The organism is Sulfitobacter sp. M13 (genome assembly GCF_053474885.1).
In genome coordinates, this window is record NZ_CM130281.1 from 1,027,407 (window position 1) to 1,053,465 (window position 26,059).

At 57.7% G+C, this 26,059-nt stretch carries 20 protein-coding genes and 4 pseudogenes; 19 read left to right on the forward strand and 5 right to left on the reverse strand.

All coding sequences use genetic code 11. From position 1 onward, the window contains the following. The first annotated feature begins 9 nt into the window (after positions 1 to 9). The 5 genes from ACVBAU_RS04895 to ACVBAU_RS04915 all read left to right on the forward strand — a co-directional run bounded on the left by ACVBAU_RS04895 (position 10) and on the right by ACVBAU_RS04915 (position 3,711). Complete coding sequence (locus ACVBAU_RS04895; RefSeq protein WP_448328202.1) at positions 10 to 306, forward strand: heavy-metal-associated domain-containing protein; 297 nt, start codon at positions 10 to 12, stop codon at positions 304 to 306. Next, entirely contained in the window at positions 303 to 539 is a 237-nt protein-coding gene (merF, locus tag ACVBAU_RS04900; protein WP_448328204.1) for a mercury resistance system transport protein MerF, read from the forward strand. Before ACVBAU_RS04895 ends, merF begins: the two co-directional genes overlap by 4 nt. Further along, entirely contained in the window at positions 536 to 1,951 is a 1,416-nt protein-coding gene (gene merA / locus ACVBAU_RS04905) for a mercury(II) reductase (protein WP_448328206.1), read from the forward strand. Before merF ends, merA begins: the two co-directional genes overlap by 4 nt. Positions 1,952 to 2,028: 77 nt before the next feature. Next, entirely contained in the window at positions 2,029 to 2,319 is a 291-nt protein-coding gene (locus ACVBAU_RS04910; RefSeq protein ID WP_448328208.1) for a hypothetical protein, read from the forward strand. A gap of 45 nt (positions 2,320 to 2,364) precedes the next feature. Next, positions 2,365 to 3,711, forward strand: a complete 1,347-nt coding sequence (locus tag ACVBAU_RS04915; protein ID WP_448328210.1) for a dihydrolipoyl dehydrogenase family protein — start codon at positions 2,365 to 2,367, stop codon at positions 3,709 to 3,711. Positions 3,712 to 4,428: 717 nt separating this feature from the next. Here ACVBAU_RS04915 and ACVBAU_RS04920 read toward each other — a convergent pair. After that, a complete protein-coding gene (locus ACVBAU_RS04920) occupies positions 4,429 to 5,193 on the reverse strand; it encodes a YiiX/YebB-like N1pC/P60 family cysteine hydrolase (protein WP_448328212.1) in 765 nt (254 codons plus the stop codon). 83 nt (positions 5,194 to 5,276) lie between these two features. Next, positions 5,277 to 5,600 carry a hypothetical protein gene (locus ACVBAU_RS04925; RefSeq protein ID WP_448328214.1) on the reverse strand — a complete coding sequence of 108 codons (324 nt, stop codon included), beginning with the start codon at positions 5,598 to 5,600 and terminating at the stop codon, positions 5,277 to 5,279. Positions 5,601 to 6,186: 586 nt separating this feature from the next. Between ACVBAU_RS04925 and ACVBAU_RS04930 the strand changes: the two genes are divergently transcribed. Further along, complete coding sequence (locus ACVBAU_RS04930; protein ID WP_138924148.1) at positions 6,187 to 6,807, forward strand: hypothetical protein; 621 nt, start codon at positions 6,187 to 6,189, stop codon at positions 6,805 to 6,807. A 164-nt stretch (positions 6,808 to 6,971) separates the two neighbouring features. Here ACVBAU_RS04930 and ACVBAU_RS04935 read toward each other — a convergent pair. The 3 genes and pseudogenes from ACVBAU_RS04935 to ACVBAU_RS04945 all read right to left on the reverse strand — a co-directional run. Continuing rightward, positions 6,972 to 7,732 (reverse strand): annotated as a pseudogene (locus ACVBAU_RS04935) (IS3 family transposase); the annotation flags it as partial. Positions 7,733 to 7,853: 121 nt separating this feature from the next. Further along, positions 7,854 to 7,976 carry a hypothetical protein gene (locus ACVBAU_RS04940; RefSeq protein WP_448328216.1) on the reverse strand — a complete coding sequence of 41 codons (123 nt, stop codon included), beginning with the start codon at positions 7,974 to 7,976 and terminating at the stop codon, positions 7,854 to 7,856. A 202-nt stretch (positions 7,977 to 8,178) separates the two neighbouring features. Continuing rightward, positions 8,179 to 8,460 carry a hypothetical protein gene (locus ACVBAU_RS04945; RefSeq protein ID WP_138924146.1) on the reverse strand — a complete coding sequence of 94 codons (282 nt, stop codon included), beginning with the start codon at positions 8,458 to 8,460 and terminating at the stop codon, positions 8,179 to 8,181. A 786-nt stretch (positions 8,461 to 9,246) separates the two neighbouring features. Between ACVBAU_RS04945 and istA the strand changes: the two are divergent. The 13 genes and pseudogenes from istA to urtE all read left to right on the forward strand — a co-directional run bounded on the left by istA (position 9,247) and on the right by urtE (position 26,058). Further along, positions 9,247 to 10,830 (forward strand): annotated as a pseudogene (gene istA, locus ACVBAU_RS04950) (IS21 family transposase). Continuing rightward, the gene (istB, locus tag ACVBAU_RS04955; RefSeq protein WP_448328218.1) at positions 10,827 to 11,579 is read left to right on the forward strand and encodes an IS21-like element helper ATPase IstB; all 753 of its coding nucleotides are present in this window, start codon (positions 10,827 to 10,829) and stop codon (positions 11,577 to 11,579) included. The pseudogene istA and the gene istB overlap by 4 nt, the downstream one beginning before the upstream one ends. A gap of 93 nt (positions 11,580 to 11,672) precedes the next feature. Then, positions 11,673 to 12,265, forward strand: a pseudogene (locus ACVBAU_RS04960) (IS3 family transposase); the annotation flags it as partial. Positions 12,266 to 13,471: 1,206 nt separating this feature from the next. Further along, on the forward strand, positions 13,472 to 14,542 hold the full coding sequence (locus tag ACVBAU_RS04965; protein ID WP_448328908.1) for a Hint domain-containing protein: 1,071 nt from the start codon (positions 13,472 to 13,474) through the stop codon (positions 14,540 to 14,542). After that, positions 14,497 to 15,075: pseudogene (locus ACVBAU_RS04970) on the forward strand (UTP--glucose-1-phosphate uridylyltransferase); the annotation flags it as partial. The gene ACVBAU_RS04965 and the pseudogene ACVBAU_RS04970, both read left to right, overlap by 46 nt. A 261-nt stretch (positions 15,076 to 15,336) precedes the next feature. Then, positions 15,337 to 16,407, forward strand: a complete 1,071-nt coding sequence (locus ACVBAU_RS04975; RefSeq protein ID WP_448328219.1) for a malate/lactate/ureidoglycolate dehydrogenase — start codon at positions 15,337 to 15,339, stop codon at positions 16,405 to 16,407. A 164-nt stretch (positions 16,408 to 16,571) separates the two neighbouring features. Next, positions 16,572 to 17,708 (forward strand): TAXI family TRAP transporter solute-binding subunit, encoded by a 1,137-nt coding sequence (locus tag ACVBAU_RS04980; protein WP_448328222.1) that lies wholly within the window; start codon positions 16,572 to 16,574, stop codon positions 17,706 to 17,708. 94 nt (positions 17,709 to 17,802) lie between these two features. Beyond that, the gene (locus tag ACVBAU_RS04985; RefSeq protein ID WP_138924141.1) at positions 17,803 to 19,797 is read left to right on the forward strand and encodes a TRAP transporter permease; all 1,995 of its coding nucleotides are present in this window, start codon (positions 17,803 to 17,805) and stop codon (positions 19,795 to 19,797) included. Between the two features lie 350 nt (positions 19,798 to 20,147). After that, positions 20,148 to 21,440: an urea ABC transporter substrate-binding protein gene (gene urtA / locus ACVBAU_RS04990; protein ID WP_448328224.1), complete on the forward strand. Its 1,293-nt coding sequence runs from the start codon at positions 20,148 to 20,150 to the stop codon at positions 21,438 to 21,440. Between the two features lie 76 nt (positions 21,441 to 21,516). After that, entirely contained in the window at positions 21,517 to 23,451 is a 1,935-nt protein-coding gene (gene urtB, locus ACVBAU_RS04995) for an urea ABC transporter permease subunit UrtB (RefSeq protein ID WP_448328226.1), read from the forward strand. 3 nt (positions 23,452 to 23,454) lie between these two features. Continuing rightward, positions 23,455 to 24,621, forward strand: a complete 1,167-nt coding sequence (urtC, locus tag ACVBAU_RS05000) for an urea ABC transporter permease subunit UrtC (protein ID WP_448328228.1) — start codon at positions 23,455 to 23,457, stop codon at positions 24,619 to 24,621. Beyond that, positions 24,618 to 25,370 (forward strand): urea ABC transporter ATP-binding protein UrtD, encoded by a 753-nt coding sequence (gene urtD, locus ACVBAU_RS05005; RefSeq protein ID WP_138924137.1) that lies wholly within the window; start codon positions 24,618 to 24,620, stop codon positions 25,368 to 25,370. Before urtC ends, urtD begins: the two co-directional genes overlap by 4 nt. Next, positions 25,363 to 26,058 carry an urea ABC transporter ATP-binding subunit UrtE gene (gene urtE, locus ACVBAU_RS05010; RefSeq protein ID WP_448328230.1) on the forward strand — a complete coding sequence of 232 codons (696 nt, stop codon included), beginning with the start codon at positions 25,363 to 25,365 and terminating at the stop codon, positions 26,056 to 26,058. Before urtD ends, urtE begins: the two co-directional genes overlap by 8 nt. The last annotated feature ends 1 nt before the right edge of the window (position 26,059 follow it).

Below are 26,059 nucleotides of genomic sequence, written 5' to 3' on the forward strand. Positions count from 1 at the left end.
AGGTCTCCCATGAAACTTCTTATCTCCACCACTGCGCTTATCCTTTCAGCCGGCGGAGCAATGGCCGCAGAGGCCACCACACGCGTCGATGTCGAGGGGCTCACTTGCCCTTCGTGCAGCTACATCGTCGCCACCGCCATGAAGCGCGTGAAAAGCGTCGAAATCCTTGAGTTCATTGAGGGCGATGCGGAAAACGGTCTTTATGTCCTGCGCTATGATGATGTGCTCACCGACCCGGAGGCCATCGTCGCTGCCGTGACTGGCGTTGGCTATGGCGCGTCATTGGCCGCGGAGAGCGGATCGTGAACGAGGCAAAGGCACCCGACAACCAGAGCCGTCTGCCCAAGGTTGGTCTTATCGGCACGGTGATTGTCGCCCTTTGCTGTTTCACGCCTGTGCTGGTCATTTTGTTCGGCGTGGTTGGACTTTCGGCGATGCTGGGCTGGCTCGACTACGTGCTGGTGCCCGCGCTCGCCATCTTTGTCGGTATTACAATTTACGCGCTCTGGAAGCGCCGCAATGCGGAGAACCCCTCATGAAAGATAGCAATTCACCCCAGAACGGCCTCTATGATCTCGCCGTGATCGGTGCCGGCTCCGCTGGCTTCTCCGCCGCTATTACCGCCGCCGAGGCCGGTTCCCGCGTGGCGCTGATCGGTGCAGGCACCATCGGCGGCACCTGCGTCAACGTGGGCTGCGTGCCGTCCAAAGCCCTGATCCGCGCGGTCGAGAGCCTGCATCACACGCGTGCGGCGGGTCGATTTGATGGAATTGAGGCCGAGGCCCGCGTGACCGACTGGGCGGCTACAGTTGCGCAGAAACAGGCGCTGGTCGAAGAGTTGCGCAGGGCGAAATACGCCGATGTGCTGCCCCGTCATGAGAATGTCGATTACGTCGAAGGTCGGGCGACATTCGATGATGAAGGCAAGTTGACCGTCGATGGCAGCCTCTTCCCAGCGGGAAAAGTCATCATCGCCACCGGCTCCCGCCCGCATGTGCCGGCGATCCCGGGGATTGAAGAAGTTGATACGCTCGACAGCACGTCAGCGCTGGAGTTGACCGCTCTGCCAGCCTCCATGCTGGTCCTCGGCGCGGGCTATATCGGTGTGGAACTGGCGCAGCTTTTCGCGCGCGCCGGTGTCGACGTAACACTTGTCAGCCGCCGTGGCGTGCTTCCCGAAGCGGAGCCCGAGGTTTCGGCGGCGCTTGAGGGCTACTTGGCCGACGAGGGCATCCGACTGGTGCGTGCAAAAAGCTATGATCGCATCTCCAAGCAAGACGCCGCCATCGCGCTGCATCTGTCAGAAGGTCCCGTGCTGACAGCAGAGAAGCTCGTCTTCGCAACTGGCCGCGTGTCAAACAGTGACGGGCTGAACCTCGCTGCCGCAGGAATTGCGGTTGATGCGCGCGGGAGCATCGAGACCGACCCCCAGATGCGCACCACGAACCCCAACATCTGGGCGGCAGGCGATGTCACCGGCCGCGACCAGTTCGTCTATATGGCGGCTTATGGTGCCAAGATCGCCGCCCAAAATGCCGTGGCTGGTGGAACACGCAGCTACGAAAACGCATCCATGCCTTGGGTCGTCTTTTCTGATCCGCAGGTGGCCGGTGTCGGGCTTGGTGAGGCGCAGGCCCGCGCAGATGGGATTGAGGTCGTGACCTCCGTTCTGCCACTTGATGCCGTGCCGCGTTCGTTGGCGGCCCGCGATACGCGCGGGTTGATCAAGCTGGTGGCCGAAGCGGGAAGCAAGCGTCTACTCGGCGCACAGATCATCGCGCCGGAAGGGGCCGACAGCATCCAGACCGCGGCCATGGCCCTGAAGGCCGGGCTGACTTACGAGGAACTTGGCGATACGATCATGCCCTATCTCACCACCGTCGAAGGGCTGAAACTGGCGGCACTGACCTTTGAGAAGGACGTGGCCGCCCTGTCCTGCTGCGCGGGGTGAAGACATGATAGACCGATCTTCGAAAGACCTGCTCGGCACGATGCGAAACAGTATCCTTGCGTGGTGGCTGCCGCTTGGTGCCATGCTGGTTAGCCATCCCCCTTGGCGATGGGGTCAAAACTGTCATCTGGGTCGCCGCGCTGGCTTGGATGGGTGGGGCCTGCGTGGCAAACTCTCGCCGCTGCGGGCGTGTGCATTGCCGCTATACCGGCCCGTTTCTTCTGGCCATGATCCTGCCGGTGCTGGGCCATGGGTCCGGCTTGCTGTCGCTTGGGGAACAGGGCTGGCTCTGGTTGGGCCTAACGACGGGTCTCGGGATGGCTGTGATCTGGTGGCTCAGTGAACGAATGCTCGGCCAATATAGTTGAGCTTGCAACAGACGCCTTCCGGACTCTCGAATACAAGGAAATTTCATGACTGAAACTGTTGATCTGATCGTAATCGGCGCCGGCATGGCCGGGGTCAACGCCGCAAAGAAGGCCGCGCGCGCGGGCTGGTCCGTCGCCATCGTGGACGAATTGCCCTACGGCGGCACCTGCGCCCTGCGGGGCTGTGATCCGAAGAAGATGCTGCGCGCCGGGGCCGAGGCGGTCGACGCCGCGCGAATGCTGAGCGGCAAGGGAGTGGCCGGTGAAACGCGGATCGATTGGCCCGCGCTGATGAAGCACAAGGAAAGCTTTACCAACCCGGTGCCGGAGAACATGGAAGACGGGCTGAAGAAGGCCGGTGTGCAAACCTTGCATGGGGCGGCGCGTTTCACCGCAGAGGATCGGATCGCGATCGAAGGCCATGGAGAAATCAAATTCGGTCATGCGTTGATCGCCACAGGTGCCAAACCGCGGCTGCTGGATCTTTCTGGTGCCGAGTGCCTCATCGACAGCACAGACTTTTTGAACCTGCCGGAACTGCCAAAGCGCATCATCTTCGTTGGGGGTGGCTACATCTCCTTAGAATTTGCTCATATCGCTGTCCGTGCGGGTGCCGAGGTCACGATCCTTGATCACGGCGCACGGCAGCTCAAGATGTTCGATCCTGATCTTGTCGATATGCTGCTGGAGCGCAGCCGCGCGGCGGGGATCGAAATCATTTCCGGAGCAACCCCCGAAAAGATTGAGGATGCAGGCAAGGCGCAGCGCATCTTCTACAGCAAAAACGGCAATACTCATGTCAAAGAGGCCGACCTCGTGGTCCACGGCGCAGGTCGAGTGCCGGCTGTCGATGGGTTGGATCTGAACGCTGCGGGGATCGACACGGATAATAGCGGCGTGAAGGTCACCGCTTGGCTGCAATCCACCTCCAACCCCCGCGTCTACGCCGCCGGAGACGCCGCGGCCTCTCCGGGCAAACCTTTGACTCCGGTGGCTGTCCTCGAAGGCAAGATCGCCACCTCCAACATGTTGAAAGGCAAGCAGATCGAGCCGGATTACACGGGCGTGCCCAGCGTGGTATTCACCATTCCCGAACTCGCACGGGTCGGCATGTTGGAAGAGGAAGCGCGCGAGACCGGCGATGTAGAGGTGTCATTCACGGATACTTCCGGCTGGTTCTCTCAGAAACGCTTGGGCGAGACCCATGCAGGTGCCAAGATCATCTCGGATACAGAGGGCAAGATCTTGGGCGCACATATGTTCGGTCCGGACTACGCGGAGCTCATCAATATCTTTTCTTTGGCGATCAAGTTGGGGCTCACCGTCGATCAAATCAAGATGATGCCGGCGGCCTATCCAACGGGGGCATCGGATATCGGTTCGATGCTATAGAGACGCGCGCCATTGACTGTTATTCGCTGCTTCACCGCTTTCCCAAGTCAACATGATCCTTTTTGGCTCTTGGCAGTCGGTCGAAAGAAGGGTCCGGCACCTTTCGGCCCCGACCCAGAAAGCTTCGCGTTGAAGCTGGGGGGCAGGCCAGCGTGGGTCGTTGCCCGCTCCAAAGCCGCCTTAGGGGGAACCTTCGCCCATACTGCTGACAGCGCTACGGGTGGAGAGGTTGGCCGTTGGGTGACTGCCTCGCGTGAAGGTTTGAGCCGCAGGTCGCCGGGGCGGCTATCGGGTCGAGTAGGGCCGGCGCCTTCGGCATGGACGACGCTGGTGGTAACGGAGGTATCAAGACGGAGGTCTTCGTAGCCGGTACGGCTTTTGACAAAGCAACTCGGCTCACCGATCCGTGTCGCTACGATACCGGCGAGACGAGAATGTAGCAATTTAGAGGTTCCATTAATTGCATTACTATTCGATGGCTTGAGCGCCAGCTGGAGGCAGATTCATGGCCAGCTATTTCGTGCAATCCACGTTGCCAAGCCGATATGGATTTTGTCGCGGGATCGTGACCCACCACAGCGCCGCGCAGGCCCATCGTCCGTGTGATTTGTTACAGTGAAGAAGGGGGGTTGCGCGTCTGATGCGGGACGGGATTTGCAGCTGACAGATTAGCTAACATCGCTTGCTCGGCCCATCTGCGTGTCGCCCCCCGTTCGTTTAATCTGCCGGAGCCCCGACAACCTGCGCGGACGAAGCCTCTTCAGTGGACCATGCCAAAAGGTGAGGATCAAAGCCCTCGTTCAGGCGTGGTTTTACGATCTGGAAATAAGGGGATAGGTCGAAATCTCGCGGTGCAAATAGCGAGTGGTGCCGGATATGCAGGACCTCCTTGCGGGCGAACCGCGATCCTTGGCGCGCCTTTATGGTGCGCGCATCGGGCAAGATCGGATAGCGGACGGATTGAAACGCCTGCGCGATCAGCGACGAACAGATGGCCCGCGTCGGGTCGCCCGACCCGAACGCCAGCATGCGCCTGCGCCACCTGACCGGAACTGGCGGGGTCGGAAAGAAATAGCGCAAGAGATCGAAGATGTGCCGCAAGTCGTACTTCATTCCCACACGCGCTTTCATAAAATCGGTAACCGCGCGGCACTCCTGCGGCGTCAGGCCAACGGGGCGGCAAATCCGGGTATTGAAGCGCGCGTATTTCGATACCGGCGCAGTGACACATCCTTCGCCGAGATTGACCTCAATCAGGCGATGGGGCTCCGCGTCATTGGAAAGGGTGTCAAGGCTGTCCCCGATGTACATCGCCGCATGAGACCAAGTGGATTGGGTCAGATACTTGATGGCGTTTGAAATGCGTTCCTGTCCTTCCACCAGCAGCACATCGCCGGGACGCAAAGTTTGGCACAGGGTGTTGAAATCAGACGGGGTAAAAGGGGCATAGCCGACGCTTGGCCGGTTCAGAGCGCGCGCCATGCGTCGTCCAACCCGGCTGAGCAACCTGTCGCAGCGATTTTTCAACATAGATGGCATCAAGGTTCTCCGGTTACAGGTCGGGGTCACGTTCTCACCCCGATGAGGCAGAGCGCCCCGCGCCGGTCAGACGCAGGTCTCCCTATCCACTGCTTAGAAGCAATGGATAGGGCAGCGAGGTGGCCGGAAGCAAAAACCATATCCTCCCCTGCCGACTTGTGGCAGGCGATGCAGCCCTCGTCCATTCCCTTAGCCACCTGCCGTGCCATCGCGACGCCATCAGGTGTTTGATCAAGCGCGCCATCGGGCAGGTGTTTGACCCAGTACCAATCTGCATTCTCGGGGTCATAGTCGGCGGCGCGACGGAACATGATTGTATAGGCAGGCAAGTGCTCATCCGGGTTGCGCATAACTTCGTCTTCAGTGACCCCTTTGGGGCCAAAGTTCCGCTTTACGATGAGGTCGCGCTCGTGGCCGTCGATCTCTGCGGTGGTGTAGGGGTCTCAAGCATCATGCGATGTGGATCAGTGCCCTCATAGGGTGTGGCACGGATCATGCCCGGCCCGGCGAGTTTACTTTCGTCCAGGTAAGTCCAAATCTTCTTCTAAGCCGAAAGGCATGCCCTGCGCGACTGCCCCGTCGCAGCCAAAGACAGAACCAACGTGCCGGTCATCGTCGATCGTTTCACTTGTCATCCTCCTTGTTGTCATAGATGGGTGACATCTGAACACACGGAACGTTTCACCATGGGGTGACACCATTCCGTGAGGACAGGCAGGGATAAATCTAATCCTTCTCGTTCAAAGGCAGGTTTTCTTGATAGGATAGTACTTGTCTTCGCTTACCGGATCGCGGGCCAAGATTGATTGCAAAAAGGGAGATCACCCGTGCGAAGTATGACCCATACCAAGCCCACCGATTGCCACGTCGCCTTGAAGCGAGATGGGTAGGTCCTCCGACCTCCATCCGGCCAGCCGACGCGTGCGGTGGGTTTGGTTGGGCCTGCGCCTGATCCTCTTGCTGCTGTTGATTTATGGCATTCACTTGCTGGTCGACTGGTTCCTTGCCCGGACGGCTAATATCCATCCTGGGGTGCAGATCAGCATGCTGGTGGGCGTCTTACTGGTCTATGCGCTGTTAATCGCTATCCCCTTCGTGCCGGGGATCGAGATCGGCCTGATGATGTTTGCGGCTCTCGGATCGTGGATCGCGCCGTGGATCTATCTGGCTTCGGTTGCAGGGCTTTTGATCGCCTATAGCGCGGGTGAATGGATGCCCTACAGACGGCTGCGCAGGATGTTCGAGGATCTGCACATGCGCCGCGCTTCAGACTTGCTCGATAAAATGCACCAGATGACCCGCGAAGAGCAGGTCTCGATGCTCTGTGAGCATGCGCCGAGGTGGTTGCGACCTGTCATTTCGCGGTATCGGTATTTTTTCCTCGCGGCGCTCATTAATCTGCCCGGCAATGCGATCATCGGAGGCGGAGGCGGCATCCTGTTTCTTGCAGGTCTCAGCCGCCTCTTTCGACCGTTCGGTGTCGCCCTGACCCTCGCTTTGGCAGTTTTACCCGTGCCGCTCGCAGTCTGGGGGTTCGGACTGAATATACTACCTTGAAGCTTCGTTTGCGCGGTAGCCGTCTGTCAGGCGTAGGTAACCTCTGGTGTCACCAACCGGTCAAAGATAAGACCCAGAACAGCGTGATAAATGATATGCAACGCCAAAGTCATGATCGGTGCCATGGTAATCCCCCCATTTTTAATGAGGTCCAGCGGTAGAATTCAGGCGGCTGTTTTCAGTTTCATTGCGGGTGTTATGCCGCCGATGCCCATGTTGGGTCGTTCGTTGTTGTAAGTCCAGAGCCATTCCGTGGCCTGATCCTGTGCCTCCTCGATGGTTTCAAAGATGTACTGGCTGAGCCATTCGCCGCGAACCGTGCGGTTGTAGCGTTCGATATAGGCGTTCTGTTGGGGCTTTCCGGGTTGGATGTATTCCAGCCTAACGCCTTGTTTTTCTGCCCATTCCATGAGCTTTCCACTGACATATTCGGGTCCATTATCAATACGAATAGCCTTGGTTTTCCACGCCATTCGATGATCTGGTTCAGACTCCGCACCACGCGCTCGGCTGGCAATGAGAAGTCGACTTCGATGCAAAGGCCCTCGCGATTGAAGTCATCCAGGACGTTCAGTGTCCGGATCGACCGGCCGTCAGAGAGCTGATCGGCCATAAAATCCATCGACCACGTCTCATTTGGCTTGTCAGGCACAGCCAGCGGTTCTGGCTTGTCGCGCTTCAGCCGTTTCTTGGGTTTGATCCGTAGATTCAGCTCCAGTTCGCAGTAAATCCGGTACACGCGTTTATGGTTCCAACAATAGCCCTGCACGTTGCGCAGATACAGAAAGCACAGGCCAAAGCCCCAGGTGCGCTTGTTTGCCGTCAGACGTTCCAACCAATCGGCGATCTCCTCGTTCTCGGTGCTCAGCGTTGGACTGTAGCGATAGCAGGTCTCACTGATCTGGAACGTGCGGCACACCGCCCTCCGCCTGCTTCAACACAGCCATGATCTGCGCATCGCTAAATCGTCCGTTCTTCATCGTAAATCTCCTCAGATATCTTGCCGAGAAAATTCTACTTTTGAACACCACTAATTTTAGGGGGGATTACCCCATCAGCCCAAAGGGCATGCCGAACAAGCCGGCCCCGGCCATCGCCATGACCAAGATCATCAAGTCATCCAGTGCGGCTCGCACCCCTAAACGTGCCCGATGGAGTAAAACGCGCATGTTGCTTTCGCGACTGCCAAGCAGGCCGCAAACCTCCTGCGCCACCAACCCATGTTGCGCGCTTAGAATGATGACCGCACGTTGGCCGGACGAAGGGCATCAATCGCAGTGTTTACGTGTTGCATGACACGACGCCCGAGCAGAAAGTGTTCAGGGGTCAAGACTTACCGCCGTCGCACCAGCCGCGGGCATCTTCAGAGTTCTAAAATTCGTCAAACCCCGGAACGTTTCCCAGCCTTACAAGGAAGCTTGGATCGGCAACTTCGCCACTGTCCTGATCCTCAACGATGGCGTAAGCGTCGGCACCCGCACAATCGTCAGATAAGGCCTCTCGTTCGGCACGGTTCTGGGCCTCCTGCGCTGAGGAATACTCAAATTGCTTGTCAATTTTCAAAACCGTCTGCCCATTGCGTCCGGTTTTTACTTCAACATATGTTTGGCAGATATAGTGGATTTTTTCTGATGAATGCTCGGGGTTTGTCATGAATGGGACCTCAAAGACGGTTTGTTGAAATAAAAGATCATAGTGCGGCCTAGCCAATTTCGGTGCGCTTGAAGTGTCGGTTGCGCAGTTCAGCATCTGACTTAAAGAAAGGCTGCCGGAGCCTGATTGCCGCTATGAACCAGTTTCAGTGCGGCGCGTTTTGCGCACTGGTTTGATTGTCGTCTCGGATGGCGTGTGCGCTTCTCTTTCAAGGCGAGCGGTACGCAATCTAGAGTTCTTCGCATGTCGCTGCTCCGCTTCTTCGTCGACCATTTGTCTCACGACACGCGTTGTCTTTTCCATCGGGGTTTCCGGTTTGGAATCATAGACTTTAGACAGATTCTTTTTTGTATGCTTTGACAATTTTCAGTTTCCTTTGTGGTTTACGCTTAGGTGGCCCAAACGAGCCCTTTCAAACCTGCACCAAGTGTTCGAACTTACCTTCGGTACGCCTTGGAAATCCTGTGGGTGGATGGTCTAGAAGGCTAATGTCGATGTCTGGCACAGCCATAGCATGCATCAACGCGTTATAGTTCATCTGGATTTTCACCTCGGAACCCACCGGCAGCGGGGATCGGCTCGTTCCAACGACAAGATGATCACTGGTCGCACCAATCAGCTTAGTCCCGACAGGCAATGAAAGCCCAAGAATGTCGGTGTCCTGATGCCCGATTGCGAGATGCAAAACGCGGAGCAATATTGGGCCACAGAAGCGGCTGCGTTTTGCAGTTGTAGCGGAGTAAAAGTCCGCCAGTTTGTGCCCTTCGTTTAAGCGGAGGGCGGGAGATGTATTATTTGGACATTTATAGCCGGGTGCGCCGCGCGTGTTTGAAGGACGGGATGTCAGCGCGGGAGGCCGCGCGTTACTTCAACAAGGATCGCAAGACGATTGCCAAGATGCTGCGCCATGAGCTGCCGCCGGGGTATCAGCGTTCAGAACCGCCGCGCCGCCCGACGCTTGATGGATTTGTTGGCGTGATCGATGAGATCCTTCGGACTGACAGAGCCTTGATCAAAAAGCAGCGCCACACAGCAAAGCGCATATTTGAGCGTTTGCGCGACGAACGTGGATATGCGGGCAGCTTAACAACGGTGACCTATTACGTTCGCGAGAAAAAGCGGCAGACTAAAGAAGTGTATGTGCCGTTGTCGCATGGACCGGGCCATGCACAGGTTGATTTTGGTGAGACCATCGGAGTGATTGCCGGCTTGGAATGCAAGATCCACTTCTTCGTGATGAGCCTGCTGCATTCTGATGCGGTATTTGTGAAGGGGTATCCAGCAGAGACACCGGAAGCCTTCTGTGATGGCCATGTGTCAGCCTTCGACTTCTTTGGCGGCATCCCTCAATCCATTCTGTACGACAATACCAAGATCGCTGTGGCCCGCATTTTAGGAGATAAAACGCGTGTCCGCACCCAGCGGTTTACAGAGCTGCAATCGCATTACCTGTTTGATGACAAGTTTGGCAGGCCTGCACGTGGGAATGACAAGGGTAACGTCGAAGGGATGGTAGGTTACACCCGTCCCATTGCCCGACAGGCGATTGCAAAGCAATCTGCCGAGAGGGGCAACGTCATGGTGCCCGCGCCGCGTTTTGACAGCTTCGATGATCTGAACGCACATTTGGAAGCCAAGTGCCTTGCGCGTCAGGGCGAGACGTTACGTGGCCACGACAGAACCATAGGCGCGCGTCTGATGACCGACCTTGATGCACTGATGGGATTGCCCCCTCTCGGGACATTTCTTTGCAATGCCCTGCCGGGCAACGGTCGCAGAATATGAGGCCTGCGATCATGTCAGCACACGGGCCGCATCAATCTCAATGGTCCGCTATCGCAGCAATGATTACTCGGTGCCGGTGGCTTACGCCCACCATGACGTTCATGTGCGAGGCTTTGTGCATGAGGTCATTATCGGCTGTGGAAACGAAGTGATTGCGCGGCACAAACGATCCTATGCATCCGCAGACATGATCTTTGATCCCGCTTCACTTCTTGCCTTTGATTGAACAGAAGGTGGGGGCCTTAGATCAGGCAGCGCCTTTGCAGGGCTGGGACTTGCCGGACGCCTTCGCGACCCTGCATCGGTTGCTTGAAGCTCGGATGGGTAAACCGGGCAAGCGGGAATACGTTCGAGTCCTGCGCCTTATGGAGACGTTCGATTTGGACATCGTACAAAGCGCGATCAGCCAGGCCATTGATATGGGGGCAGGTCAGCTATGATGCAGTCAAACACCTCGTGCTATGCCGCGTTGAGAAACGGCCGCCACGACTGGATTCGGACTTCTATCCTTATCTGCCCAAAGCCAATGTCGGCATGACCCGCCCATCCAGTTACATGAGCCTGATCGGAGGGACAGCGGCATGACTGACGCGCCTCAAATCCTTCTGCACCACCACCTCAAAAAGCTGCGTCTGCCAACGTTCCAAGGCGAGTATGCCAAACAGGCGCAGCTCGGTGCAGCCGAGAACAAGGATCATGTGCACTACCTGGCGCGGCTGTGTGAGATGGAACTGATTGACCGCGAACGCCGGATGATTGAACGGCGCATTAAAGCCGCGAAGTTCCCCAGCACAAAAAGCCTCGACAGCTTTGACTTCAAGATCATGCCCGGTTTGAACAAGCCGCTCACGATGGAGCTTGCACGGTGTGATTGCGTCGATCGCAGGGAAAACATCATCGCCCTTGGACCATCAGATACGGGCAAGACCCACGTCGCTCTCGGACTTGGATTGGCTGCATGTGAACGCGGGTTGAAAGTACGCTTCACGACGGCGGCAACACTTGTGCACGATCTAATCGAAGCCCAGGATGAGCGCAGATTGCAGCGCCTGCAAAAGCAGCTGACCACCCAAAACCTGTTGATTATCGATGAACTGGGCTTCGTGCCGCTCAGCAAATCTGGGGCAGAATTGCTCTTCGAAGTGATATCACAATGCTATGAACGCGGTTCCAGCATCATCACGTCAAATCTACCCTTCGACGAATGGACCGAGGTCTTTGGCTCGGAACGCTTAACTGGTGCGTTGCTGGATCGTTTGACCCATCACGTCCACATTCTCGAGATGAACGGCGAAAGCTACCGCCTCAAACACAGTCGCAAAAACAGACAATAGTCAGCCCAAAATCAAGACAAAGCGCAACACAGCATCAAACGCAGTGGACCCTTTTTACGCCGTGATCTGGTCCATTTTTACGCCGCGATTGACATTTACCCCTACCTGCTGCGGGGGCTACGTGTGGACAGACCAAACCAAGTCTGGTGCGTGGACATCACCTATCTGCCGATGCGTTGCGGGTTCCTTTATCTGGTGGCGATCCACTGTCCGTCAGGGCATCGCGAAGCGATGTCCCGAGAGGAATGGACTGGCATACCCGGATGGTTCTGTCGTGGCGGATCTCGAACACGCTGGAGGCCGATTTCTGTGTCGAAGCACTGAACGAGGCGATCTATCGGTTCGGACCGCCCGACATCATGAACCGCGATCAAGGATCTCAGTTCACGTCGTTTGCCTAGACAGATTGCCTGCGCCGGTCCGGTATCCGCATCTCAATGGACGGAAAGGGTCGCTACCTAGATAATATCTTCATCGAACGCCTGTGGCGCACCCTGAAATACGAGTGCGTCTCTCTGCACGCTTGGGACACCGGATCGCAGGCACGCGCCGGTGTCCGCAACTGGATGGAGTTCTACAATCAACCCCGCCCGCACAAAGCCCTTGGCGGCCGACCACCGGCAGTGGTCTACTCACTACAAATCGAAGCAACGCAACCCGATCAGCAGGAGCAAATCAGAGCTTAGAAAGCGCCAGATCCTGTCCAAGGAATGGGGAGCACCTCAACGTGCGCGCCGAGGATGTTACTGGTGCAGGCTTTACGCTCGTGGTTGCGACACCCAGGCCAACCACAATAGTCCGAAAAGCTCGGGTGGTCTGGAGGGCACTCGGCGTGCCTGTCGAAATGGAACCTTTAGTGCCGCGGCCTCGACAGCTGGCGTGAAGGTAAGGCCACGTCCAGATAGTTGTACGGCATTTGTTGGCTTTGAAACGCTGCGTAGGTCGGCGCTACTTTTGGCGCGAGATATGCCTATTCGCGATGAGATTTACCGGGTGTGATATGAATCCAGTGAATTCCATCTGTAAAGCTTAGCCGCTCATATCTTCCCACGGGGTCTCACTATCGAATTATGGGCGCTAGTATCGCAATTCGGAATTTATCGGTTTTTCCCTTTTATCTGCATGACTTTTTGCAAGACAGATCAATTGAACCCGACAATACTTATAATACGTCAATTGAGTGCAAAGTTAACTCTAAACTATTTCAGTGCACAAAGAATGCCGCGCATGGGCCAGTAGGGTTGAACGGGTATGGTATCAATAACTTTTCTTCTTTTTCCCTTTAATTTCGAGGCGCTTAAGGGCGTTCTACTCAATTGCATCCAAATGGGTGTAGTTGGAAGCTCTAATAACAAACATACTGCCATATTCACATATCTGAGTGGGGTGGAATACTTGCGGCCGGCGTATCGCTACGGAATATACGCTACCCCTGAATTAATTCGAGGATAAGAAGAATATCTGAAACGCTTGATATCACTAGTGACCTATATTCCTATGGCGGAGATCTAAAATCACTCGTCGACGTTACAGTTCTGCCTAACTTCGGAAACGTATCCGGGGATATAAGTATCACAGATGATGACGGCATGCTTGCACCCGCTGAAGCCACCACGATCTCCATCGACGGTTCCGCCGAGGCGGCGACTTATGTCGGTATTGCTACTTTTAACGGTTACGATTCAGGCCTATTGGGTGGGGTGCTGGGTGCGCTGCTTGGGTCCACGGAAGCCGCTGTTTTCCAAACGTCGACGGGGTTATATCTGTACGCGCCCGTTGGCTTCCCCGTAGCGAGCGGTCTTGCGACCACCATATCGATAGATACGTCCGCGTCGTTTGATCTATCGCCAAGCAACCCCGGCATCGTCGATGGTACAAGCGGCGATGACAATATGGATGTCTATGAAGGTCCCGGCGACTACGAAGATGGCGATGGTGACCGAATTACTGATTACGATGCCGGCGGTTTCCTTGGAATCGGCTCTCAAGCAGGTGATGATACGCTGTCCGGTGGTACCGGCGCAGATGAAATTTACGGCGGTGCAGGCATCGATCAAATTGATGGCGGAGATGACGATGATATCATCGATGGGGGCGCGGGCGCAGATATTTTAAGGGGTGGTTCAGGGGACGATACATTCGTTGTGCAGTCTGCCGCTCATGCTCAGGGCGATGTTTTCATCGGCGGGACGGGCCCTGATGATACGACCGATCAAGACCGCATCGACCTTAGCGTTCTGGATCGCGGCAGCTACACCATCAATGCAACCGAAGATACAGCAGACAGCGGCGCGCTGAAGGGCACTGTAAACTTCGACACTGGCGAAACGCTTACCTTTAGCGGGATTGAAATTATCTGTTTTGCAGCGGGTACGGAAATCATAACGTCAGAAGGTCCGGTAAATGTCGAAGACCTAGCGGTTGGTGCTCAGGTGCTGACAATGGATCGGGGGATGCAGCCTGTGCGTAGGATCGGGAGTAGGGCGCTTGGTCCGCAAGGGCTCACTGCACGTCCAAAGCTGAAACCTATCAAGATTTCCGCAGGGGCGCTTGGAAATGGCACGCCGATGAAAGATCTGGTCGTTTCGCGGCAGCATAGAATCCTTGTTCGTTCAGTGATCGCAGAGCGCATGTTCGATGTGCAGGAAATTCTAGTAGCCGCTATCAAACTAGTTGGACTGCCGGGGATCGAAGTGGTCGAAGACGCCGATAGTGTGGAGTATTTTCACATACTGTTCGATCAACACGAAATCATCTTTTCCAACAGCGCCGCGACGGAAAGTCTGTTCACGGGGCCCGAAGCTTTGAAAGCCGTGACCGAAGATGCGCGCGCTGAAATTCTTGAGCTATTCCCGGATATTGCAACACGCACGGCGTTGCTGCCGTTGCGGCACATCCCGGAAAAGGGAGCATGGGTAAAGCACTTGGTCTGGGCCACGCCGTATGGTGCGCCCGTCGTCTGATCGGCAACGAACCTTTTGCGGTGATGCTGCCTGATGACGTGATCGCAGCTGATAAGTCCTGCCTGCAACAGATGATCGAAGCCTACAATGAAACCGGCGGCAACATGGTTGCGGCGATGGAAGTGAACCCTGAGAAGTCCTCCTCTTACGGGATGTTGGACATTGATGATGGTCAATCCGATGGGGCCTTGGTCAAGGTCAAAGGCATGGTCGAAACGCCCAAAGCCGAAGACGCACCGTCAAACCTTGCCGTGATCGGTCGCTATATCCTGTCGCCGAACGTGCTGAAGAACCTGAACCAGCTAAAGTCCGGCTCGGGCGGGGAAATCCAGCTGACAGATGCCATCGCGGCGGAGCTGACCCAAGGCAACGATGTCTACGGCTACCGCTTTAAGGGCCAGCGTTTCGACTGCGGCTCTAAATCTGGGTTCTTGCAGGCGACGGTCTCCTTTGGGTTGGCCCGCGAGGAACTGCGCGATGATCTTTTAGATTATCTTAAGGTCATCTTGACGGCTGACCGAGTGGCACACTGAACTGCTCCGGTTATACCTGAGGTTTTTATAGCGCCCGTGCGCAAAAACATAAACCGCGCGGTATTCCTCCACAAACAGAGCCCTCGGCAGTTCCCAATCAGCTCAGCGGCCCCCTCTGTATCCCCCCCGCACGCAACTACGTATCTCCGATATCGCAAAAGCTTGCAGTTCATCCGTCTTGGCGCGAGGTTGCAGGTCAGTGTCGGGTACGCGCTTTGGGAGAAGCGGCGCGGCTGAGGGTATAAACGGGAGGAAATTTTGATGGCGGTTGATGCAGATCAGTTAAGAGAATTTGCGACGGCAATTCTGGCGCATGCAGGTAAAGATAAAGACAGGGCCGAAAAGGTTGCCGCACGGTTGGTTGGCGCCAATCTAGCGGGGCATGACAGCCACGGTGTCGGGATGATCCCTGCGTATGTGGATGGCATCCTTGCAGGGCAGCTAGACCCTTTGGCTGACATTGAACTGGTGCAGGACAAAGGGCCATTCCTGCTGGTGGACGGCCATCGGGGCTTTGGTCATATCATCGCAGAGCAGGCGATGGCGCTTGCGATTGACCGCGCCCAAAGCAACCACTTTGCGGTGCTGTCCTTGCGCAACAGCTTTCATCTGGGTCGGCTGGGGGATTGGGGCACCATGGCGGCAGAGGCGGGCTTTATCTGCATTCTGTACGCGAATGTTCAGTCCTCGCGGCCTCTTGTCGCGCCGTTTGGCGGTAGTGATGCACGTTTTGTCACCAATCCTTATTGTACCGCGATACCTGCGACCGAAAAGCACCCAATGTTTGTGCTGGATATGGCGACCAGCACGATTGCCATGGGCAAGGCACGTGTTGCGCAGCTGAGCGGGAAGCCGGCACCCGAGGGGGCGTTGATCGATGCGCAGGGTGTCGCGACGCGCGATCCGTCGGTGGTGTTTGATGGTGCGGGTGGGGCGCTGACGGCGTTTGGACAGCACAAGGGGTTTGGCTTGGCCTTGCTGGGGGATATTTTGGGTGGATCGTTCAGCGGGGGCGGGGCCTATGCGCCGACCCGCGAAGTGCCGGACCGGATCGTGAATAACATGATGGCGATCCTGATCGATCCGAATGTCTTTGGTCTGGCAGAGAGCTTTGGCGTGGATGTGGACAGTTATACCGATTGGGTCAAGGCGTCGCCGGCGGCACCTGATACATCCGGCGTGCAGTTTCCGGGGGACCCTGAACGGCGCAGCACGGCAGAGCGGTTAGCAAACGGGATCCCGCTTGATGCGGGCACTTTGGCGCAGTTGTCAGAGGCGGCGCAAAAGGCGGGGGTTCCCGAGGCCGCGCATCTTTTCTCTACCCCAGATTGACAACGCCCCGCGGCAGCGTCTTTCACGCGGTCTTTTGTTGACATGACGAAAGCTGCGCACTTATCCTTTTCCACAGGGCGGAACCACGTTTCACAAGAAAACGGGCCGCTAACCCTGCCGCAGACGCGAATGTTTTGCGCGGCAGGATTTTCTGGGAGGAAAATATGAACGTATTAACAACGACGGTCGTGGCCTTTGGTCTTACGGCTTCTATCGCGGCTGCGCAGGATTTTGATCTGCCCAAACAGCTGAGCTGGACGGCCTATGACACCGGTTCTGCGGGCTATAACCAAGCGGTGGCGATTGGTGCCGCGCTGCAAGATGCGACAGGGGTCAACCTGCGGGTTCTGCCTGGCAAGAATGACGTGTCGCGCACAGAGCCTCTGCGTCAGGGGCGGGTTGAATTCTCGGCCACGGGCGTGGGCGGCAGCTTTATGGCGCAGGAAGGTGTGTTTGATTTCGGTGCCGAAAACTGGGGCCCGCAGCCCATCCGCGTGCTGCTGGCGAACAACGGTGGCGCGATTAACCTCGCGGTCGGTGTCGCGGGCGATCTGGGGATCGAAACCTACGCTGACCTCAAGGGCAAACGCGTTTCCTATATCGTTGGCGCACCTGCTTTGAACGTGAACACCGAAGCCTATCTGGCCTATGGCGGCCTGACATGGGACGATGTGGAGCGGGTTGATTTCGGTGGCTTTGGTGCCAGCTGGACCGGTCTGATCGAAGGGCAGGTCGATGCGGCCTTTGCATCCACCAACTCCGGCAAAGCCTATGAGGCCGAGGCCGGTCCGCGCGGGCTGTTCTGGCCCCCGATTGATCCCGAAGACACCGACGGCTTTGCCCGTATGCAAGAGATCGCGCCCTTCTTTAATATCAACAAAGCCAAGGTCGGGGCCACCATTGACGGCACCGACGGCTATCAGGGGGCCGGCTATGCCTATCCCGTGCTGACCGCGATTGCGGCCACGGACGAAGGACTGGTCTATAACATGACCAAAGCGATGGTAGAGCTGTTCCCGAAATACGACGGCAATTCCCCCGGTATCGGTGGCTGGGCGCTGGACAAACAGAACATGGAATGGGTGGTGCCCTACCACGAAGGGGCGATCCGCTACTTCAAAGAGGTAGATGCGTGGTCCGATACGGCGCAGGCGCATAACGACAAGCTTGTACAACGCCAAGAAGCGCTGACGGCTGCGTGGGAAGCGACCAAAGCAGCAAACCCTTCTGATTGGGAAGCCGCCTGGTTCGAGGCACGCCGCAAGGCGCTGAAAGATGGCGGGTTCTCCGTCGTTTTCTAAACCTTGCCAAAGTTAAGGGCGGGCTGACCGTTGTGTCGGCCCGTTCCTGCTATGCTCATTGCCGGCCCGTATCCCCAAACAAGAGAGCCCACTTATGACCGATCCCGACACATCGCGTGCCCCGCAGCCAAAGTTTGAGGAAGTGGCGATTGACGGTGCCACCCCGGCCGAGCGTATCTCGGGGCTGGCGCGTTGGGTTGTGGTCATCACGACGCTGCTGTCGCTGGTGTTGGTGGTGAACCAGCTGTTCAACCTTCAGCTTATGGGGATCGTCCTGATTGACGGACGGTATCTCTATATCCTCGGGGGCATGTTTCTGGCGCTGACGTTTCTGATTTTTCAGGCGAAGGGCGGCAAAGGCGGGGAGCCATCATTGCTAGACTGGGTGTTTTTCGCGGCTTCGGTCGGGACCACGGTCTATCTGTCGCAAACTGCGCAGCAGAACCTGTCGCAGGGGTGGGAATATGCGGCCCCTGATACCGCGCAATATGTGTCGGTCGTCTTCTTCTTTCTGATCCTAGAGGCAACGCGGCGGGCAGGCGGTCTGGTGCTGTTCTTGATTGTCACGCTCTTTGCGTTCTATCCAACGTTCGCGGGCCATGTGCCGGACCCGTTCTCGGGCTTCCAAAGCACGTTCTTGCAAACCGTACCTTACCACATCTACTCTGCCGAAAGCTCTTTCGGCATTCCGATGAAGGCGTTTGGCGGCGTCGTGATCGGGTTCATCCTGTTCGGCGCGGTGCTGCAACGGACCGGCGGCGGGCAATTTTTCAACGATCTGGCCCTTGGCCTTGTGGGCGGCTACCGCGGCGGGGCGGCGAAAGTGTCGATCTTTGCCAGCGGCTTTATGGGCTCCATGTCGGGCTCTGTCATTTCCAACGTGCTGACCACGGGGGCGGTCTCCATTCCCGCGATGCGCAAGACCGGATTCTCGGCCAAGACCGCTGCCGCAACAGAGGCCTGCGCCTCTACCGGCGGGGTGCTGATGCCGCCGATCATGGGGGCGACCGCCTTTGTCATGGCGTCCTTTCTGTCACGTCCTTATGTAGAAATCGCCTTGGCCGCCGCCATCCCCAGTGTGTTGTTCTACTGGGGGCTGTTTACCCAGATCGACGCCTATTCCGCGAAACGCGGGCTGCGTGGTTTGCCCAAGCCCGACCTGCCGCGCCTGCGTCAGGTGATGATCGAAGGCTGGCCCTATATCTTCGTCTTCGCGCTGCTGCTGTATATGATGATCGGCCTGCGCAAGGAATCCTCTGCCCCGTTCTATGCCACGGCTTTGCTGCTGGTAGTGAACCAGTTCCGCGCCAGCCACCGTCTGAACTTTAGCCGACTTGGCAATATGATCGTCGGTGTTGGCATGGGGCTGTCAGAGCTGACGGCGATCCTGCTGGGTGTCGGCCTGATCGTCGGGTCTTTCTCGGCCACCGGACTGGCGGGGACTTTGGTAAATGAACTGGTGTTCCTTGCCGGCGACAGCACGTTGGTCCTGTTGCTGATGGGCGCGATCACCGCGTTTATCTTTGGCATGGGGATGACGGTCACGGCCTGTTATATCTTCCTCGCCGTGGTGCTCGCCCCTGCGCTTGAGGCAGGTGGATTGAACCAGTTGGCTGTGCATCTGTTCATTCTGTACTGGGGTATGGTCAGCTACATCACGCCGCCGGTCGCCCTTGGGGCCTTTGCCGCCTCTACCATGGCGGGGTCAAACCCGATTTCCACGGGGTTCGAGGCAATGCGCCTAGGCGGGGTGATCTATATTGCACCGTTCTTCTTCGTCCTAAACCCTGCGTTGATCGGCCAAGCCCCCGCGTGGGAGGTTGTCGTCGCGCTGAGCTGTGCGATGATCGGGGTGACGCTGATCTCGGCGGCATTGCAGGGCTATATCAGCCTTGTCGGTCCGATCGAGGGCCGCGCCGCGCTGCCGATGCGGGTCGCGCTGTTCTTTGGTGGCGTGCTGATTGCGATGCCCGAGAATGATCTGGCCGGCTTGGGCTATAGCCTGTCCTTTATCCTTGGTGCCGCCCTATGTGCGCTGCCCATGATGCGTGCGTGGCAAGCCACATCAGCGGCGCGCGTGATGCCCTAACCAAAGGCCCCCGGCGCGCGCAAGGTGGCGCGCGCCCATGCCTAGGCCCGCACCTGCGTGCGTCTGTAGGCTATATTTTAAGCGTTCCTGATCTCTATCGCCAAAAAATGAGGCGCGAGCGGTGGTGTGTCTGGTGACATGCCATTTTTTCTAGCGACTCTGCCGCTGCCCTAGGCATCTTGGCTCTGTGCCGAGAAAGGCAACACCGTCGCACGGCCAGCAATCCTGGCAGATGTAACAAGCCATGCGACGATCACAACAATATGCTGCGCCTCCTGTTTAACGTGCTTGGGGGCCCCGGAAAAGTGCGTTCTGACGCAAGGGGTAGCAGCGCCAACAGGGGATAGAAAATGACAACATTCACCAAACTCGCTGCCTGCGCGACTGCCGCGCTGATGGGCTCCACCTCGCTGGTAATGGCGCAGGACTGTGCCGATCCGGTCAAGGTCGGCGTGCTGCACTCGCTGTCGGGGACCATGGCGATTTCCGAGACGACGTTGAAAGACACCATGCTGATGTTGATCGACGCGCAGAACGAAAAAGGCGGCGTACTGGGCTGTCAGATCGAGGCGGTCGTGGTTGACCCTGCCTCCGACTGGCCCTTGTTCGCGGAGAAAGCACGCGAGCTGCTGACCGTGAACGAAGTCGATGTGATCTTTGGCAACTGGACATCCGTGTCGCGCAAATCCGTGCTGCCCGTCATCGAAGAGCTGAACGGCCTGCTGTTCTACCCCGTGCAATATGAGGGCGAGGAATCGTCCAAGAACGTGTTCTACACCGGTGCTGCCCCCAACCAGCAGGCGATCCCTGCGGTTGATTACTTCCTCGAAGAACTGGGCGTCGAGAAATTTGCCTTGCTGGGTACCGATTATGTGTACCCGCGTACCACCAACAACATTCTGAAATCCTACCTGATGTCCAAGGGCATTGCCGAAGAAGATATCTTTGTGAACTACACACCGTTCGGTCAATCCGATTGGGCAACGATCGTGGGCGATGTCGTGGCACTGGGCGAGGACGGCAAGCAGGTCGGCGTTGTATCGACCATCAACGGCGACGCGAACATCGGCTTTTACAAGGAACTCGCAGCGGCGGATGTGTCGGCGGATGATATTCCGGTTGTCGCGTTCTCGGTCGGCGAAGAAGAGCTGTCAGGTCTCGATACGTCAAACCTTGTCGGGCATCTGGCGGCGTGGAACTACTTTATGTCCGCAGATACCCCCGCGAACGCCGAGTTCATCGAACAGTGGAAAACATCCATCGGCGACGAAAAACGCGTGACGAACGACCCGATGGAGGCGCATTACATCGGCTTTAACATGTGGGTGAACGCGGTTGAACAAGCCGGGACCACCGATGTCGATGCCGTGCGCAGCGCCATGTACGGGCAGACCTTCCCGAACCTGACAGGCGGCACCGCCGAGATGCTGGTGAACCACCACCTGTCCAAGCCCGTCCTCATTGGCGAGATCACAGCCGACGGGCAGTTCGACATCATCAGCCAGACTGATCCTGTCGCAGGCGATGCGTGGACAGATTTCCTGCCCGAAAGCGCTGTGCTGACCTCTGACTGGAAAGAGCTGGAATGCGGCATGTACAACACTGAAACGGAAACCTGCGTTCAGTTGACCTCTAACTACTGATCCTGAACGTCGGGGCGGGCAGCATGTCTGGCCGCCCCCACCATCTTATTCACCAGACTTACCACAAGGGTTTCCTATGTTCCGCCACCTGTTAATGCTCCTCTGTTGGGTGGGCATCGTGGGCGCGGCACAGGCGCAAGATTTGCAGCCCGTGCTTCAAGCCCATGCCGAAGAAATCGCCAAACCCTCGCGCAGCTCTGTGTCTGTCGCGCTGGACGATCTGGCCGCCTCTGGCGCGCCACAGGTCAGTGTTTTTCTAGAGCAGTGGCAGGACAAAGGGGTCTGGCAGCGCGAGGCTGACGATGTGTTCTTTTTCGGGGTCGAGACAGGCGATGATCTGACCTTGCGCGATATCGACACCGGTGCGGAAAGTTCGGCACCGACAGATGGCTTTTCGCAGCTGAAGCCCAATGGCGGTGTGCGCCGCCTTATCGGGACGGCTTTGGTGCAATTCCAGCTAACCGATCCTGATCTTGCGCGCCGCCAAAGCGCCGTTGACTCCATCGCCCGCCGACCCGAGGCCGACCAGCTTGGCCCCCTACGCGCATCGATAGAGGCAGAGCCGGACGCGGCATTGAAGGCGCGAAAAATACAGTTGACCAATTTCCTCTCTGCCAGCTTTGGCGACACATCCGAGGACCGCATCGCGGCGATCACATCAATGGCGACCGATACCTCGATCGAGGCGCGGGCCGTGATGAACCAGATATTGTCGACGAAGACGGCAACCCCGTCTCAAACGCCCTCGGGCAATGTCGCGCGGGTGCTGACATCAGGCGATGATCTTTCACAGGCTGATGCCTATGCCCAGCTTGTGGCAGCGGGTCTTGCACCGACCATTATTTCCGCCGCTGCAATCCGCGAGGCCTTGGCTGCTCATGTCGTTGGCGGGCGGGTCGGGGGCATTCCTACCGCAAAGCTGGATACCGATGCCGGACGCGCCAAAGCCTATGCCGCACTTGCCGCGGCAGGCACCGTGCCGCCGCTTGTGACAGAGCTGGACCAGCAAAGCGCCGTGGCAGAGATGACGTTTTTTGAAACCTATGACGAGCCTGACAGCGCCGTGACCGCTGCTGCGCGTGTCACATTGGACAGCATCGAGACCCGCGTCGCCGCCGCGCAAACCGTTGACCTGACGCTGGATGCATTGTCGCTCGCGTCGATCTATTTCCTCGCGGCGATTGGTCTTGCCATCACCTTTGGGGTGATGGGGGTGATCAACATGGCGCATGGCGAGTTTATTATGATGGGGGCCTATACCGGCTACGTCGTTCAGCTGTTCGTGCCGGATTACACGCTGTCGATCATTATCGCCCTGCCGCTGGCCTTTGCCGTGACCTTTGCCGCTGGTGTGGTGATGGAGCGGTTGGTGATCCGACATCTCTACCACCGCCCGCTAGAGACGTTGCTGGCGACCTTTGGCATCTCGATCGCGCTGCAACAGCTGGCCAAGAACATCTTTGGCACGCAGGCACGGCCACTTACATCTCCGGGCTGGCTGGACGGGGCTTGGGTGATCTCGGATGTGATCCAGATCAGCTATATCCGCATTGCTATCTTCGTGCTGGCACTGCTGTTTCTGGGGCTGATCCTGTTTGTCCTCAAACGCACGCGACTGGGGCTAGAGGTGCGGGCCGTGACGCAGAACCCCGGTATGGCGGCCAGCATGGGGATCAACCCCGACCGGATCAATATGATGACCTTTGGCCTCGGGTCCGGCATCGCGGGGATCGCGGGGGTGGCCATCGGGCTTTATGCCAAAGTCACGTCTGAGATGGGGGCCGACTACATTGTGCAATCCTTCATGACTGTGGTCGTGGGTGGCGTCGGGAACGTCTGGGGCACACTGGCCGGTGCCTCGTTGATCGGCTTTTTGCAAAAGGGGATCGAATGGTTCAACCCGTCCAATACCCTCGCAGCACAGACCTATATGGTGCTGTTCATCATCCTGTTCATTCAATTCCGTCCCAAGGGCATCGTTGCTCAAAAGGGGCGGTCAGCGGCGGATTGATCCATGCGTAAAACATTCCTTTCACAAAACCCCTCTGTCATGTGGTTCATCGCCTTTCTGGGGCTGTTCACTTTGGCTGTCGCAATCGGGTCAGAGGCAACAGGCACCGGCCTGATCTCCACGTCGATGGTCAAGACCTTGGGTAAGACCCTGTGCCTATGCTTGATCGCCATCGCAATGGATGTGGTCTGGGGGTATTGCGGTATCCTAAGCTTGGGCCACTTCGCCTTCTTCGGCATCGGCGGCTACGCCATCGGCATGTGGCTGATGTATGCGCGGACCGAAGGCATCGTTATGACCAGTCTCGAAGGCCACGTTATCCCGCCCACGCCGCAAGAGGTGCAGGACGCCATCGGCAACCAGATTTTCGGCGTCGTTGGCAGCTCTGACTTTCCGTGGCTCTGGGCTTTCTCGGACAGTCTGTTTCTGCAACTGCTAATGGTGGTGATTGTGCCGGGGCTGCTGGCGCTGGTCTTTGGCTGGCTGGCGTTCCGCAGCCGTGTGACGGGTGTCTACCTGTCGATCCTGACGCAGGCGATGACGTTGGCCCTGTCACTGTGGCTGTTCCAAAATGACAGCGGCTTGCGCGGCAACAACGGGTTGTCGGGTTTGCAGAATATTCCAAGCTACGAGAACACTTCGCAAGCAACCATCAGCCTTGTTTTCTTTATGGGATCGGCACTGGCGCTCGGGCTTGGGTATATCCTGTTCGCATGGGTGGTGTCGGGCAAGATGGGCAGCGTTGTGCAAGGCATCCGCGACAACGAGGCCCGCGTGCGGTTCCTTGGCTACCGGGTGGAGCGCTACAAGCTGTTCATCTTTACGCTGACCGCTGTTGTCGCAGGGATTGCCGGGGCGCTCTACTATCCGCAGGCGGGCATCATCAACCCCGCAGAGATCGCGCCGATTGCGTCGATCTATCTGGCCGTCTGGGTCGCCATTGGCGGGCGCGGGCGGCTGTATGGGGCGGTGATCGGGGCGGCGTTTGTGTCGTTGCTGTCCAGTTGGTTCACGGGCGGCGGTGCCCCTGCCATCAACCTCGGTTTTTATACGATCCTGTGGACCGACTGGTGGCTGGTGCTGCTCGGCGTGTCCTTTGTCTGCGTCACCTTGTTCTTTCCCAAGGGGATCGGCGGCTTGTTTGACTATCTGGTGAGGAAACCGTCATGAACGATACCCTTTTGGAAGTTTCGGGCGTGTCGAAATCCTTTGACGGGTTCAAGGCGATCAACAACCTGTCGATCCAGATCGCAGAGCCCGAACTGCGCGCCGTGATCGGCCCCAACGGGGCGGGCAAGACCACCTTTATGGACATCATCACGGGCAAGACCAGACCTGACAGCGGTCACGTCGTCTGGGGGGAACGCAACATTTCCCTGCTCGGTATGTCAGAGGCGGATATCGCCAACGAAGGGGTGGGGCGCAAGTTTCAAAAACCCACCGTGTTCGAGGCGCAGACCGTGCGACAGAACCTTGCCATGGCGCTCAAGAACCCACGTGGGCCGCTGGCAGTGTTGCTGCACCGCAAGACGGCATCGAATGCCGCGCGGATAGAAGGCATCGCGGCAGAGATCGGCCTGACCGACAGCCTGACCCGTATTGCCGGTGAGTTAAGCCACGGCCAGAAACAATGGCTGGAGATCGGGATGCTGCTGGCACAGGAACCACGTCTGCTGTTGGTCGATGAACCCGCCGCGGGCATGACCGTAGAGGAACGCGAAAAGACCACCGATATTCTGAAACGCGCAGCCAAGACCCGCGCGGTGATCGTGGTGGAACATGACATGGAATTTGTGCGCAGGCTCGACTGCAAGGTCACGGTGCTGCACGAGGGGTCAGTTCTGGCCGAAGGCAGTCTGGATCACGTGACATCAAACCCGAAAGTGATCGAAGTTTATCTGGGGCGTGGCCATGCTTGAAGTCGAAAATCTGGACCTGCACTATGGCCAAAGCCGCATCCTCTACGAAGTGTCGTTTCAGGCCCCCAAAGGGCAGATCACGACGCTGATCGGCAACAACGGGGTGGGCAAGACATCCACGCTCAAGGCGATAGCGGGGCGGCATCCGGCCTCTGGCGGGACGATCACCGTGGACGGTACGCCCGTGCGGATGACCACAGCCTTTCAGGCGGCGAACGCGGGCATTGCCTATGTGCCACAGGGGCGCGAGGTCTTTCCGATGATGACAGTCGAGGAAAACCTTGAGACGGGGTTTGCCTGCCTGCCCAAGGCCGAGCATCAGATTCCCGACCATATCTACGATCTGTTCCCCGTCCTGCGCGACATGAAGGCGCGGCGCGGGGGCGATCTGTCGGGCGGGCAACAGCAACAGCTGGCCATCGCGCGGGCGCTGATCACGCGGCCTCGGGTCTTGCTGCTGGACGAACCCACCGAAGGCATCCAGCCCAATGTGATCCAGCAGATCGGCGATGCCCTTCGGTTGCTACGCGCCCAAGGTGATATGGCGATTGTGCTGGTCGAACAGAACGCCGATTTCGCCTATGCGCTGGGCGATAGTTTTATCGTGGTCGAGGGCGGGCGCAACGGCACGCGCAAGCTAAAGGCGGATTACACCAAGGACATGTTGATTGCCGATCTGGCGCTTTAGC